The following is a 13,484-nucleotide window of genomic DNA, read 5'->3' on the forward strand; positions in this document are numbered from 1 at the left end:
GAATACGAAAGGGCGGTCTTCGGATCGCCCTTTTTCGTTGCCGCCCATGCCCCTTGGGACAGCTGGCGCGATATCTTCACTTGCCGGGATCGGGCTTAAAAAATATTGTCTCTTTTTGAAACAGCGATAACTTTAGTCAGCTTGTTTTTGGCAGCGCGTGCAATAATCGGGTGCCGATAGAGGCGAATCACAATTGCCGATGGGGCGGATTTTCGCCCTCTTCAGTTTATAAGCACGACATTTAGTTGTCTTTTTTTCATATATTTCGCGATTACGATGAAGGAATACATATTATTTTTGATTTTCTCTCTGACAGGTTGTTGTCGGTAGAAGAAAATAAACTATAAGTCAGCGCCCGTGAGGGTGCCGCGGCGGGATGCAAGCATTGAAGGGGTTCGATGCTTGGCAAGCACGCTCGAATGCGGATGGCGATGAAAAATCAACTTGGCAGCGACGCTTGAGATTGCAGCGCTGGTACGATGTTCATGCGGGGGCGCGATTTGTTCGAAATATCAAGACGCAACGATGCTCTGCCTGCGGCCGCGACAACCATGCCGGATACTCAGACCCTCTCGCATTTCTTCATTTCGGAGGAATGGAGCGGCGATCTTTCGAGCGGCGTCATCAAGCTTGGCGAACATGCATCTTTCATGCATGGGCTGCCGCAGGGTGAGTGCGGCCTGCTCAGCCTGATCCGCTGTTACGATCGGGGTCACCACGACCGCGTGCTCGAAATTTTCGAACAGGCTTCCGCCGCACCCTCACGCTTCTGCTTTTCCACCGGCCTGTTCACCCTGCCGGCAATGCGGCAGCCGCTTATTTGCATGGGCGAATCCTCGGGTTTCGAGATCGGCCAGCAAGGGCGCATTTCGGGGCTCTTCCTGTTTCCGCGTTTCGAGGATATGCGCTTCGCCGCCTAGAGCGTTTCCAGTGAAACTGCGCAGCGGCTTTATGTCAGGAAAATTTGTTAAAACAATTAGATAGATCGAGTCGAATGGTCCCGTTCAAACGGGATGCGCGCTCTATGTCATTGAACGACATTGTTGGTCGTTCACAAAATGAAGACAATTTGTCTTATATTGTTCATCTTTATAGATGCATGATTTTCGGTCATTGATATCTCCAGACATCACCTTGCAGTTTAACCGGCGACACGCCGATCACTTACCGGAGATACTCCATGTCCAGCAGCCAGAACGCTCTCGTTCTCATCGCCCGCATTCTGCTTTCCTTCATCTTCATCTATTCCGGCTTCGGCAAACTCACTGATCCGGCTGGCACTGCCGGCATGATCTCGGGCGCCGGCATGCCTGGCGCAACCGCGCTTGCCTATCTTGCCGGCCTGTTCGAACTCGTTGCCGGTCTTGCCATTCTCGCCGGTTTCCAGACGAAGATCGCCGCATGGGCGCTTGCAGCATTCTGCGTGTTCACCGGCCTCGTATTCCACAGCGGCACCGTTGCCGTTCCCGGTTGGCCTGAGCCTGCTCTCGGCTGGATCAACACGCTGAACGGCATCATGCTGATGAAGAACATCACCCTTGCCGGCGCCTATATCCTGCTCGCAACCTTCGGTGCAGGCGCCTACTCCGTCGATGCAAAGCGCGGCTTCGTTACCGCCCGCGCCTGAATCCATAGGCTGACCAAGAAAAAAGCCGCCGGAGCGATCCGGCGGCTTTTTTCTTTTGTGCTTTCAGACAGCCGCTTTTATTCGCGCCGCGATCTCATGAACCGCCGGATCACCTTCGTGCTCCGGCTTGCGGGCGCGCACGAAACAGGCTTCCGAGCGGACGATGATGCCGTCGGAGAGAATTTTCAGGTGGTTAGCTTTCAGCGTCGAGCCGGTGGAGGTGATATCGACGATGATATCCGCCTGCCCTGCCGCCGGCGCACCTTCGGTGGCGCCAAGGCTTTCGACAATACGGTAAAGCTGAATGCCATGCTGGCGCGAAAAGAACTGCTGCGTCAGCCGCCAGTATTTGGTTGCGATTGCCAAACGGCGACCATGACGGGCACGGAATTCCGAGGCCACATCGCCGAGATCGGCCATGCTGTCCACATCCAGCCAGATTTCCGGCACGGCGACAACGACATCGGCATGGCCGAAACCGAGGCGGGCGCAGAATTCCACCTGCGCATCGGCGTTGGTCAGCCCCTCTCGCACCAGGTCTTCACCCGTCACGCCGAAATCCACGCTGCCAGCACCAATTTCGCGGGCGATCTCGGAGGCTGAGAGATAGGCAATCTCGATATCGTCGCGCCCTTCGATGCGGCCGCGATAGGACCGGTCGTTACCGACAGCTGCGACCTTCAGCCCGGCGCGTTCCAGAACGGCGGAGGCGTCTTCCTTCATCCGGCCCTTTGAGGGCAAGGCAATGGTGATCATGGCTTATCGCTCCCGCGCACCGTTTCGATGCGATCCAGCCAGAGGGAAAAGCCCACGGCCGGTATTTTTTCCTGCGCGCCAAGCAGCGTCAGCAGCCGGTCAAAACGGCCACCACCGGCCAAAACGCTATCGCTACCTTCTTCCATCACCTCGAAAACGAGGCCAGTATAATAATCGAGCGGACGGCCGAAGGCCGCGCCGTAGCTGACTGTTTCGAGATCGACCCCGGCATTGGCAAGGGCCGCGACACGCTTATCGAAAGCGGAAAGCGCACCGTCCAGCTTCAGCTTCGCCTTTGCGGCAAAATCGGCCAGAACTTGCGAGGCCTGCGGCAAGGGCGCCTGCAGGGCCAGGAACTGCTTGAGCAGTTCGAAACTCTCATCCGGCAGACGCGTGGCGGCAAGCGCCAGCTTTTCCCGCAGACGGCGGGCTATTTCCTGCGGCGAGCGGCTGGCATTGGTGGAATAGCCGGTTTCCTGCATTACCGTGTCGAGATAATCGACCAGCACCGCCTCTTCGCCCGTTGCCAGAAGTCCAGCGACCCGCGCGTCAAGGCCGGTCATGGGCTTGGGGTGCACGAGGCTTTCCAGCAGCGCGTCGAGCTGCGCCATATCGCCGAAAGCCTGCACCAGCCGTTTCTGCCAACCGAGCGGCAGGCCGAGCGCTGCAACGACCGCCTCGAACACCTGCTGGTCGCCCAGCGTGACGGCGAGCGAACGGCCAGGCAAAAGGCGTTTCAGAATGGCGGTTGCATCAATCACGGCGCGGGCATCGGCGGCGGCGATATCGGTATCGCCAAGATCCTCGATGCCGGCCTGATAAAACTCGTTCGCACCCTCCCGGCGCTGGCGGAAGACCTCGCCCAGATAGGAGTAACGCTTCGGCGTACCCGTCGCTGTCTCGATATGGCGCAGGCAGACGGGAATAGTGAATTCGGGGCGCAGGCACAGGCTTTCGCCTGTCTCGCTCTCCGTCATGAAAATACGCCGGCGCAAATCCTCGCCCGCCATATCCAGAAACGGTTCGGCAGGCTGGATGACAGGCGTATTCACACGACTTGTGCGCCGCGCGGCGAATTCTTCCAGTAGCTCTCCGGAAAATTCCGGCATGTCGATCAGGGGCATGGAACGGTACTTTTCGTCACGGTTCGAGCGGCTGCATCATTTCGATGCGGTTTCCGAAGGGATCAAGGACATAAAACCGGTGATATCCTTCGAGCGGCTCATCCTCAACCACATGGTAGCCTGCAGTTTCAAGTGTTTTTCGCAAGATACTGAGATCGTCTACCAGAAAGGCAGGATGGGCTTTCCTGGCAGGTCTGAAATCCTGATCGATGCCGAGGTGGAGTTTTATCGGTCCAGATGAGAACCAGCATCCGCCCCGCGCCGCCAGATTGGCGGGTTTCGCCTGCTCCGCAAAGCCGAGCAGGTCGCCATAAAAGGCGCGCGCCTCGTCTTCCCGGCCGACGGGCATCGCCAGTTGAAGGTGATCGAGCGCGAGGATCGCCATCGCCTCAGCGCCCTTCAGCGGCGCGGCGAACGTCCTCTGCATGATGCTCCAGAATCTCGCGAACCTTCGCCACCAGTTCCGTCTCCGGCGCGGTGATCTGTGCCACCCGCGCTTCGCGCCAGCTGGCATTGTCCTCGATCTCGCCGGAGAGGCGCTTGCCTTCGATTAGATCCTTGATCTGCACGACGCCTTCGGCGCGCTCGTCACCGCCCTGGATGATGGCGATGGGGGAGCCGAGACGGTCGGCATATTTCAGCTGATTGCCGAATTTCTTCCAGTTGCCCTGGTACATTTCGGCGCGGATACCCTCGGCACGCAGCGCCTGCGTGAAGCGCTGGTAGCGGCCCATGCTGTCCACATCGCCATCCATGACGGTGATGAGAACCGGGGCGAGCGGCTTGACCTGACCGAGTTTGCCGAGGTTCTTCAAGGCCGTCATCAGACGGGAAACGCCGATGGAGAAGCCTGTTGCCGGAACTGGCTGACCCATGAAGCGAGAGACGAGACCATCATAACGGCCGCCACCGCCGACCGAGCCAAAGACGACCTTTTCGCCCTTTTCGTTGGTGACGTCGAAGGTCAGTTCGGCCTCATAGACAGGGCCGGTGTAATATTCGAGACCGCGCACGACGGAGGGATCGATCTTGATACGCGTCGCATCGTAACCGGCACCGGAAACCAGAGAGCCGATGATGTTCAGTTCATCGACGCCTTCCGCGCCTTTGGATGTGCCCGCAACCAGTTGTGCGAGATCATCGGCGCTTTCCGCATAATCCTTGATGCCGACGAAAAACAGAACCTTTTCGATCTGCTCTTCACCGAGACCCGCACCCTTGGTGAAATCGCCGGACTCATCCTTGCGGCCGGGACCGAGCAGCAGCTTCACACCATCAGGGCCGAACTTGTCGAGCTTGTCGATGGCGCGCAGCACGTTCAGGCGACGACCGGCATTTTCCTCGCCACCAAGGCCGATGGCCTCCATGACGCCGTCCAGCACCTTGCGGTTGTTGACGCGGATGACATAATCACCGCGCGCAATGCCAAGCGCTTCCAGCGTATCGGCCATCATCATGCACATTTCGGCATCGGCCTGCACACCGGCAGCACCGACCGTATCGGCATCGAACTGCATGAACTGGCGGAAGCGGCCGGGGCCGGGCTTTTCATTGCGAAACACATAACCGGCGCGATAGGTACGGTAGGGCAGCTGGATTTCGTTGAAATTTTCCGCGACATGGCGGGCAAGCGGTGCAGTGAGATCGTAACGCAGGCTCATCCACTGGTCGTCGTCATCCTGCAGCGAAAATACGCCCTCGTTCGGACGGTCGCTATCAGGCAGGAATTTGCCGAGCGCATCGGTATATTCAAACAGCGGTGTTTCCACCGGATCGAAGCCGTAAAGCTCGTAGACCTTGCGGATCTTGTCGATCATTTCATTGGTGGCATGGATATCGGCAGCAGAACGGTCCACGAAGCCACGCGGCAGGCGGGCTTTCAGTTTCTGAGGCTTTTTTGCTTTTTCGCTCATGATGCCGATCCGATATTTTCCTGAAATTATGCCGGTGTATTAGATGATGAAGCCCGGTGCGGCAAGCCGCAAAGCCTCTGGTTCTACTGGCCGCACGGGGCAAACAATGCTATATGGGATGCATGTATCCCATTTTAGTCGAAAAGGGCGCAAGCAATGAGCAAACAGACTGCCATCCGCCTGCCGGACGAGACCTATGAACGGCTGAAAGCGCTTTCCGAGCGCACGGGCCGTACGTCCGCATACTATATCCGCGAGGCGATTGAGAAACATATTGAGGATATGGAAGATCTCTATTTAGCCGAAGAGGCGACGCGACAGCGCATTGCCAATAAAGAGCGCACCTATAATCTGGAAGAAGTGATGCGCGATCTTGACCTGGAAAATTGAATTTCAGCACCGAGCCGTCAAACAGCTTGGAAAGTTGGCAAAGCAGGACGCGAACCGCATCGTTTCTTTTCTGGCGGACCGGGTCGTCCAGGACGACAATCCCCGCCAGACAGGTGCCGCCCTGCAAGGCTCAGAACTCGGCAGCTTCTGGCGTTACCGGGTAGGCGATTACCGTATCATCTGCGATATACAGGACAACAAGCTTGTCGTGCTGGTGGTGGAAATTGGCCATCGCCGCGAAATTTACCGTTAGGCATCAATGATCCTCGAAGCCCTGCAATATGCCGCCACGCGTGCGGCCACGCCGAACCCATTCCGGCCGCATATCCGCTATTCCGTCAATCTATGGGCGCGCGCCAATCGCTGCGCAACAGCATGGGCGGAGCATGAAAACAACAGCCAGCAATTTGTGCTGCAATCGGTGAGAAAACTCAAACAGAGGCGGACGGCGGTGGTGCTCGGGTCGGGTCTGCTGCGCGACGTGCCATACGATGCGCTGGTGGCGATGTTCGATACCGTAGTTCTGGTCGATCTGGTGCATCTTGCCAGCGTGCAGGCGAAACTGCGCTTCAATTCCAAAAAGAATGTGCGCATCGTCAACCGCGATCTTTCCGGTTTTGACGATATCGTTGCCGGTAAAGAACCGGAACCGCTCGAGTTCCTGCGGCGGGTGCCCTATCTGGATTTCGTCGTCTCGGCCAACCTCCTGTCACAGATCGGCACCGGCGCGCGGCATCGGCTGGAGCGGGAGAAGATTGCCGGCGCGCCTGATGACCTTTTGCCGAGGCTCATTCAGACGCATCTGGATGCGCTGGCCGCCCTTCCCTGCAAGGTGTGCCTAGTAACGGACACATCCTTTGACGTTATCGGCGAAGACGGCAGCCTGCACCAGCACGAGGACTTGCTGCATGGCGCTGATCTGTCCGCGCCGGCCGCCGCATGGGAATGGCCACTCGCTCCGTTGGGAGAGGAAAGCAGGGACTATCGAATCGTTCATCACGTCGTTGCGCATGAGCTGACGTGAGAGGCTCTGCCCGCGCACCGCGATCCCGATAATGCCGCGCGGCCTTTCGACCTACAAACCGGCAAGACCGGCCTTGTAGTCCTCCGAGGCGGCACGGCTGAGGCGTTCCAGTTCCATGGCGGCACGGCTGGTGTGACGTTCCTTGTGGCGCAACAGAGCAAAATTGCGGGCGGGCAGATCGATGCCGGCGCGGACCAACAATCCCTGGCGTAAGAAGAGGGAGGCGACGGAAGCGGAAACCGCCGTCGCCGCGCCGCCGGAGCGTGCCGCCATCACCACGGCCTCGTTGGAGGGCAATTCCAGCATAACGGAAAGATCTGCCGGGTCGACCCCCATCTGCCGCACCGCCGCCTCGAAGGCGGAGCGGGTGCCGGAACCCTGTTCGCGCAACACCCAGGACGTTCCGTATAGAATATCGAGGGCGGTAAGATAACGGCCGTCGGCGAAGGGGTGGGCGGAGCCGGTGACGACCAGAAGCTTGTCGGATACCACGGGCTGCACCATCAGCGCCGGCTCGTCGATCTTGCCCTCGATGAAGCCGACCTCAGCCAGCCCATCGAGCACGGCCTGCGTTACCGTTTTCGTATTGCCGATATCGAGTTTCAGCGTAACACCCGGATAAAGCTTCTTGAATTGCATGAGGATCGGCGGCAGCCAGTAGCTGGCAATGGTCTGGCTGGCGCAGACAGTGATTTCGCCGCGCGTCAGACCGCCCATTTCGGAGAGAATCAGTTCGGCGCTGCGCACACGCGCCAGCGTCGCCCTGGCCTCACCCAGAAACACCCGGCCGCTTTCGGTCAATTCGATATTGCGGCCGACGCGATGGAACAGCTCGACATTGTAAAATGCCTCGAGGTTCTTGATAGCGGAACTGACAGCCGAGGCGGTCAAACCGATTGCCTGCGCGGCCCTTGTCAGGTGCTCGCGTTCGGCGACGGCGATGAAAATGCGGAGTTGTTCGAAGGTCATGGCTTTTTCATTCGATTTTATCGAATAATATATGCCATATTATTTGATAGAATAAAACAGGCCATTCCGGTATTGTCTGTCCATGGCACAGCATCGCACCCTCACTCATCCCTTCCAGTCTTCTTTTCGTTCGCTGACCCCGCTTCTGCCGGGCATTCTGCTTTGCGCGGCGGTCAGTTGCGCTGCCATTCTGGCGGAACGATTTCAGGTGCGGCTTGCCGGACATGCATGGCTCGGCGATCTGGTGCTGGCTATTCTGATCGGTACGCTTTTGCGTTCGCTCGTGTCGCTGCCAGCGGTTGCTTCGGCTGGCATCAAGTTCAGTGCCAAGACCCTGCTCGAGATTGCGGTGGCGCTTCTTGGCGCATCCTTGAGCCTTGCCATTCTAAAAGGCGCCGGCGGTTTGCTGATCGGCGGCATCGCTGTCATCGTCGCCCTGTCGCTGATCTTCAGCTATGCCGCCGGGCGGATGCTGGGGCTGCCACCCAAACTCGCAACCCTTATCGCCTGCGGCAATTCCATCTGCGGCAATTCGGCGATCGCGGCGGCAGCGCCCGCCATTGGCGCCAAGCCAGAAGATGTCGCCGCCTCGATTGCTTTTACAGCCGTTCTCGGTGTCGCCGCCGTTCTGCTGATGCCGTTTCTGCCGCAGCTTCTCGGTCTTGATGCCACCCAATATGGCATCTTCGCTGGCCTGACGGTCTATGCCGTACCGCAGGTGCTAGCCGCCACCGCCCCGCTCGGCGCCGTTGCGGTGCAGACTGGGACAATCGTCAAGCTCATACGCGTCCTGATGCTGGGGCCGGTCATTGCTGCCCTCTCCGTCATCCACGGCCAGTCCGGCAAGGGCCGGCTGAAGTTGCAGCAGATGGTTCCGTGGTTCATCATCTGCTTCGTGCTGATGATCATGGCCCGTTCCTTCGGCCTCATTCCCGAGGTTCTGCTCGGACCCCTCGCCTCGCTCTCCAACATCCTCACCATCATGTCGATGGCGGCACTTGGTCTGTCGGTCGACATTCGCAGCCTTCGCCATGCCGGGGGCAAAGTCATCGTCGCCGCCAGCCTCTCGCTCGTGCTGCTTGGAATCTTGAGCTTCGGCCTGATCGCGCTGACGCAAACGGCCTGAAGGTGCGGCGGGCCGTTATTTCTGAGTGCTGACCGTCAGGATATAATGCGCACCGAGCCCGCGACGCGGTGATCCCAGGATAAGCGTCGGGCGGATCAGCCATTCGGTATCCGCCTTCGGCGTCAACGTGGCGATTTTACCTTCGGAGTCGCTGAAAAAGATCGCGTCCTGATCCGGCGTCGAAAAATCAAAGATCGCCATCAGGACGAATTCGCTGGAAGAGGTAAGCTCGACCTTCATCGTCTGCCCGGCCTTGACCTTCAGGCGGTAGACATCGCCACGGCCGCGCCGTGTCCAGCCATCTAGTTTCAACGGCCCGGTGGGCGGCAGGGCAACTTCCTTGAGCCTTTCGCCGTCGTCCAGCCAGATGCCGTCGACGTTGCGGCTTTCCGCAAGGGATGGATGCGGCACGGCCGCCACGGCCATGGCAAAAGCCAGAAGAAGGGACTTTGCTTTCATGGACGTACAAACTCCCGCCGCATGGCCTCGATCGGCTCACGGCAATGACAGCCTTCGATATGATCGTTGACCATACCCATGGCCTGCATGAATGCATAGACGGTCGTCGGGCCGACGAAGGTCCAGCCGCGCTTTTTCAAATCCCTGGAAAGACGAATGGACGCGTCGCTGGTGGGGTTGGCCCTTAACGTCGCATAGTCCAGCCTTTGCGGCCTTTCTGCGGCGGAAGGCTCGAACCCCCAGAAATAATGGGCAAGCGAACCGAATTCGTCCCGGAGCGCTATGGCGCGACGGGCATTGTTGATGGTCGACACGATCTTGCCTCGATGGCGGATGATGCCCTTGTCCGCAACACAGCGCTCAATGTCGGCTTCACCGAACTCCGCAACTTTTTCGAATTCGAAATTGGCAAAGGCAAGACGGAAAGCCTCGCGCTTGCGCAACACCGTCAGCCAAGAGAGGCCGGACTGGAAGCCCTCGAGACATATCTTCTCGAACAGGCGGCGATCGTCGGTGACGGGATAACCCCATTCTCCGTCATGGTAGCGGCTGTAATCCTCAAGTCCCTGCTGCCAGAAACACCGCACGCGGCCATCCGCGCCCGTTTCAAGTCCCGCCTCGTTCATACCGCAACCACCCTTTTTCGCTCCCGCCCGTGACCGGCGTGATGCGCGCACTTACCACTCATTCACCACGTTTCAAAACGGGTCGCTAACCTTAAATCCAGCTTTTTCTAATCAAGCGCTTTTTAATGAACAGCCATTTACGATTCGCTGGCGTCAAGGTGCGAACGTAGCCGGCAAGGCGGGCGAATGATCCCGCAATTGCTATTGTTGCGACATACCGCAGAGAGAGTCCACCCGATGACGATGAAGTCCGTTTTTCTGGCGCTGAGCCTCGTTTCCACCTTCGCCGCCCCGGCCGCCGCAGCTGGTGACCGTTACCGGGAGCGCCCGCCTGTCGTCGTCAGTCCAGACCTTTCCGCCCCCTGGGTAACGCAGCTTGGTGGCGGCAATGTGCGGCCCGTGGTTTACCCGCGCGCGCCAGCAGCCCGCCAGCCTTTCTTCCAGCAGCGCCAGGCCGCCATGCCACAGCGCCCAAGCTCCGGCGTCACCTCGCAGCGCCCGGCCCGGGTACAGAACGCCGCCGTTCGCCCGAATGCGCCAGTGCGCACGCAGATCGCCCCGCAATTCCTGCCCCAGATCGTGAGCTACCAGACCACTCAGAAGCCCGGCACCATCGTCATCGATACGCCGAACCGCTTCCTCTATCTCGTCATGGCGGATGGCAAGGCCCGTCGTTATGGCGTCGGTGTCGGCAAGCCCGGTTTCGAATGGGCCGGAACGCACAAGGTGACCCGCAAGGCGGAATGGCCGAGCTGGACGCCCCCGAAAGAAATGATCAGCCGCGAAGCGACGAAGGGGCACTACCTTCCGGCCTTCATGGAAGGCGGACCTGCCAATCCGATGGGCGCGCGCGCCATGTATCTCGGCTCCACGCTTTACCGCATCCACGGTACCAACCAGCCCTGGACGATCGGCAGCAACAATTCCTCAGGCTGCATCCGCATGCGCAACGAGGATGTCACCGATCTTTACGAGCGTGTGAACGTCGGAACAACCGTCATTGTGATATGACGGCAACGGTGCCGCTAATACGCGGACTTTGCAGCCCACACCGCGGCAGATCGCGCTTGAATTGATGTCCCGCAGCGGTACAATCGCTACTAGATTGATTGAAGGAGACTTGGCGGGGGACGCCAGGCGCCGGACCTCTCTCAGGGGGATGATGGAACGGCCTTGAAACGGGTGGTCAGCTGACCGCCCGTTTTTCGTTTCTGTCATTTAAATGTTACTAAAAAGCGGTTTGGTGTGTCCTCAACACCAAACTGGATTCTCCCCATGCTGCGCCACGTTTCCATTCTTTGCGCCCTGCTGCTCAGCGGCGTTTCCTTCTCTTCCGCAATCGCGGGGGAATTTGAATTTTCCGGTTACGGCGGCTGGCAAAGCGCCCCGCACAGCGATGTCACGGTTTCGGACGGAACGGACTTCCGGGCGGGGTGGGAAGGCAAGTCATTTTCGAGCCCGGCCTATTGGGGGGTGCGCGGCACGTACTGGTTCGAGGAAGGCCAGCTCAACAATCTCGGCATCTCGCTCGATTACACCCATGACAAGGTCTATGCCGACGACCAGACGCTGGCGCGTTCCGGCTGGTCGCATTTCGAGTTCACCGACGGCCTGAACCTTTTGACGCTGAACGCGCTCTATCGTTTCCCGCTGGAGACCTGGCGCCTGACGCCTTACGTGGGCGCGGGCGTTGGCATCAACGTGCCGCATGTGGAGGTTACCCGGGCTTCCGGCAAAACCTTCGAATACCAGCTCGGTGGCGCAACCCTGCAGGCGCAGGCCGGCCTCAGCTACCGCATAACCGACAACTGGTCGACCTTCGTGGAATATAAAGGCACCTACTCCTTTATCGACGTGGATATCGACAATGGCGGCAAGCTGAAAACCGATATCATGACCAATGCGGTGAACTTCGGCGTGGCCTACAAGTTCTAAAGCTGGGATGGCAATAGAGGGCGCTTTCCGACAGGTGCCAAGCTACCCTCAAACCTCACTCCTGTGCTTGTCACAGAGATCCATCCGACACGCGTCTGCGCGGCGAGAAGAGGCCTTCAAGCCCAAAACTTGGGCTGACTGGATCCTGTGACAAACACAGGATGAGCAGAGCGAACGACGCACCGGCCCGAAACTTGTGTCGGGTCCCATGGCCCTTACAAGCGAACGGCGCTCTAAGCCAAAAGCCTCGCGGGTTTCGGTCCGCCATAAGCCCAGTCCAGCAGCTCGACCGTGTGCAGGATCGGCATTTCCGTGCCAGTCGCGATCTGCGTGATGCAGCCGATATTGCCGGTGGCAATGACATCCGCGCGTGTGGCCTCGATGTTCCTCACCTTGCGCGCCTTCAGCTTTCCTGAGATCTCCGGCTGCATGATGTTATAGGTTCCGGCCGACCCGCAGCAGAGGTGCCCTTCCGCCGGATCGCGGACGGTAAAACCAGCCGCTTTCAGCAATTGCTTCGGTGCCATGGTGATCTTCTGGCCATGCTGCATGGAGCAGGCCGAATGATAGGCAACCGTTAGGCCCTGGCTTTCCTTTTGCGGCAGGTCGAGCGTGGCAAGATATTCGGTGATGTCCTTCGCGAGTGCCGATACCCGTGCGGCTTTGTCCGCATAGGCCGGATCAAGCCGTAGCATATGGCCGTAGTCCTTGATGGTCGTGCCGCAGCCGGATGCGGTGATGATGACGGCATCGAGGCCGCCATTTTCCATTTCACGCATCCATACATCGACATTGCGGCGGGCGGCGGCGAGCGCCTCAGCCTCGCGCCCCATATGATGCACCAGCGATCCGCAGCAGCCTTCCCCCTTCGGCACGACAACCTCGACGCCAAGCCGCGCCAGAAGACGCAGCGTCGCCTCGTTGATACCAGGGTCAAGCACCGGCTGGGCGCAGCCGGTAAGAATGGCGACACGTCCCCGCTTTTCACCTTCGGCTGACCGTTCACCCGGACGGGCAGAAGCTGAAACGGCGGGCACGGAAGCCGGGGCGAGAGCGAGCATGGATTGCAGCGGTTTCAGCGCGGGAAACTTCGCGAGCACACCGGCGAAGGGTCGCGTGATCCGTGCCAGATGCAAGGCCATCCGGAAGCGACCGGGATAAGGCAGAACTGCAGCCAGAAGATTGCGGGTCAGGCGGTCCATGAAGGGACGTTTATAGGTTTGTTCGATATGGGCGCGGGCGTGATCGACAAGATGCATGTAATCGACGCCGGACGGACAGGTGGTGGTGCAGGCAAGGCAGGACAGGCAGCGGTCGATATGGGTGACGACTTCGCGGTCCGCCGGGCGGCTATTTTCCAGCATGTCCTTGATGAGGTAAATGCGGCCGCGCGGACTGTCCAGCTCATTGCCAAGCGTGACATAGGTGGGACAGGTGGCGGTGCAGAAGCCGCAATGCACACATTTGCGCAGGATTTTTTCTGATTCCGCCACATGCGGATCAGCCAGCTGCTCGGGCGTGAAGGATGTTTGCAT

The 13,484-nt window shown here is 59.1% G+C and carries 16 protein-coding genes; 8 read left to right on the top strand and 8 right to left on the bottom strand.

Going from position 1 to position 13,484, the window contains the following annotated elements; all coding sequences use genetic code 11:
- Positions 1-485: 485 nt before the first annotated feature.
- Both F617_RS0101710 and F617_RS0101715 read left to right on the top strand, forming a co-directional pair.
- Positions 486-920: a hypothetical protein gene (locus tag F617_RS0101710; protein ID WP_025592588.1), complete on the top strand. Its 435-nt coding sequence runs from the start codon at positions 486-488 to the stop codon at positions 918-920.
- Positions 921-1,180: 260 nt separating this feature from the next.
- Positions 1,181-1,627, top strand: coding sequence for a DoxX family protein (locus tag F617_RS0101715; RefSeq protein ID WP_019564240.1), 447 nt, complete (start codon positions 1,181-1,183; stop codon positions 1,625-1,627).
- Positions 1,628-1,690: 63 nt separating this feature from the next.
- On the opposite strand, the gene hisG is transcribed toward F617_RS0101715, so the two are convergent.
- Genes hisG through hisS form a run of 4 tightly spaced genes read right to left on the bottom strand, consistent with a single transcriptional unit; the run spans position 1,691 to position 5,420 of the window.
- Complete coding sequence (gene hisG, locus F617_RS0101720) at positions 1,691-2,383, bottom strand: ATP phosphoribosyltransferase (protein WP_019564241.1); 693 nt, start codon at positions 2,381-2,383, stop codon at positions 1,691-1,693.
- Positions 2,380-3,507: an ATP phosphoribosyltransferase regulatory subunit gene (locus tag F617_RS0101725; RefSeq protein ID WP_004432209.1), complete on the bottom strand. Its 1,128-nt coding sequence runs from the start codon at positions 3,505-3,507 to the stop codon at positions 2,380-2,382. Before F617_RS0101725 ends, hisG begins: the two co-directional genes overlap by 4 nt.
- Positions 3,508-3,523: 16 nt before the next feature.
- Positions 3,524-3,892, bottom strand: a complete 369-nt coding sequence (locus F617_RS0101730; protein WP_026330619.1) for a VOC family protein — start codon at positions 3,890-3,892, stop codon at positions 3,524-3,526.
- Between the two features lie 4 nt (positions 3,893-3,896).
- A complete protein-coding gene (gene hisS, locus F617_RS0101735; RefSeq protein ID WP_019564242.1) occupies positions 3,897-5,420 on the bottom strand; it encodes a histidine--tRNA ligase in 1,524 nt (507 codons plus the stop codon).
- A gap of 156 nt (positions 5,421-5,576) precedes the next feature.
- Here hisS and F617_RS0101740 point away from each other — a divergent pair, with 156 nt between their 5' ends.
- Genes F617_RS0101740 through F617_RS0101750 form a run of 3 tightly spaced genes read left to right on the top strand, consistent with a single transcriptional unit; the run spans position 5,577 to position 6,834 of the window.
- The gene (locus tag F617_RS0101740) at positions 5,577-5,810 is read left to right on the top strand and encodes a DUF6290 family protein (protein ID WP_004432214.1); all 234 of its coding nucleotides are present in this window, start codon (positions 5,577-5,579) and stop codon (positions 5,808-5,810) included.
- On the top strand, positions 5,794-6,063 hold the full coding sequence (locus F617_RS0101745; protein ID WP_019564243.1) for a type II toxin-antitoxin system RelE/ParE family toxin: 270 nt from the start codon (positions 5,794-5,796) through the stop codon (positions 6,061-6,063). The genes F617_RS0101740 and F617_RS0101745 overlap by 17 nt, the downstream gene beginning before the upstream one ends.
- Positions 6,064-6,069: 6 nt before the next feature.
- On the top strand, positions 6,070-6,834 hold the full coding sequence (locus tag F617_RS0101750) for a hypothetical protein (RefSeq protein ID WP_019564244.1): 765 nt from the start codon (positions 6,070-6,072) through the stop codon (positions 6,832-6,834).
- Positions 6,835-6,885: 51 nt separating this feature from the next.
- Here F617_RS0101750 and F617_RS0101755 read toward each other — a convergent pair whose 3' ends face one another.
- Positions 6,886-7,803: a LysR substrate-binding domain-containing protein gene (locus tag F617_RS0101755; protein WP_004432220.1), complete on the bottom strand. Its 918-nt coding sequence runs from the start codon at positions 7,801-7,803 to the stop codon at positions 6,886-6,888.
- An 82-nt stretch (positions 7,804-7,885) separates the two neighbouring features.
- Here F617_RS0101755 and F617_RS0101760 point away from each other — a divergent pair, with 82 nt between their 5' ends.
- On the top strand, positions 7,886-8,929 hold the full coding sequence (locus F617_RS0101760; protein WP_019564245.1) for a YeiH family protein: 1,044 nt from the start codon (positions 7,886-7,888) through the stop codon (positions 8,927-8,929).
- A 15-nt stretch (positions 8,930-8,944) separates the two neighbouring features.
- On the opposite strand, the gene F617_RS0101765 is transcribed toward F617_RS0101760, so the two are convergent.
- Positions 8,945-9,388, bottom strand: a complete 444-nt coding sequence (locus tag F617_RS0101765) for a hypothetical protein (protein ID WP_013635544.1) — start codon at positions 9,386-9,388, stop codon at positions 8,945-8,947.
- Positions 9,385-10,014 (bottom strand): DNA-3-methyladenine glycosylase I, encoded by a 630-nt coding sequence (locus tag F617_RS0101770; protein ID WP_019564246.1) that lies wholly within the window; start codon positions 10,012-10,014, stop codon positions 9,385-9,387. Before F617_RS0101770 ends, F617_RS0101765 begins: the two co-directional genes overlap by 4 nt.
- Before the next feature lie 237 nt (positions 10,015-10,251).
- Here F617_RS0101770 and F617_RS0101775 point away from each other — a divergent pair, with 237 nt between their 5' ends.
- Together F617_RS0101775 and F617_RS0101780 are read left to right on the top strand one after the other, a co-directional pair.
- Positions 10,252-11,025, top strand: a complete 774-nt coding sequence (locus F617_RS0101775) for a L,D-transpeptidase (protein WP_019564247.1) — start codon at positions 10,252-10,254, stop codon at positions 11,023-11,025.
- A 264-nt stretch (positions 11,026-11,289) separates the two neighbouring features.
- Positions 11,290-11,949 (top strand): outer membrane beta-barrel protein, encoded by a 660-nt coding sequence (locus F617_RS0101780; protein WP_019564248.1) that lies wholly within the window; start codon positions 11,290-11,292, stop codon positions 11,947-11,949.
- Between the two features lie 233 nt (positions 11,950-12,182).
- On the opposite strand, the gene glcF is transcribed toward F617_RS0101780, so the two are convergent.
- Complete coding sequence (glcF, locus tag F617_RS0101785) at positions 12,183-13,484, bottom strand: glycolate oxidase subunit GlcF (protein ID WP_019564249.1); 1,302 nt, start codon at positions 13,482-13,484, stop codon at positions 12,183-12,185.

The organism is Agrobacterium sp. 10MFCol1.1 (genome assembly GCF_000381165.1).
Lineage (GTDB): Bacteria > Pseudomonadota > Alphaproteobacteria > Rhizobiales > Rhizobiaceae > Agrobacterium > Agrobacterium tumefaciens.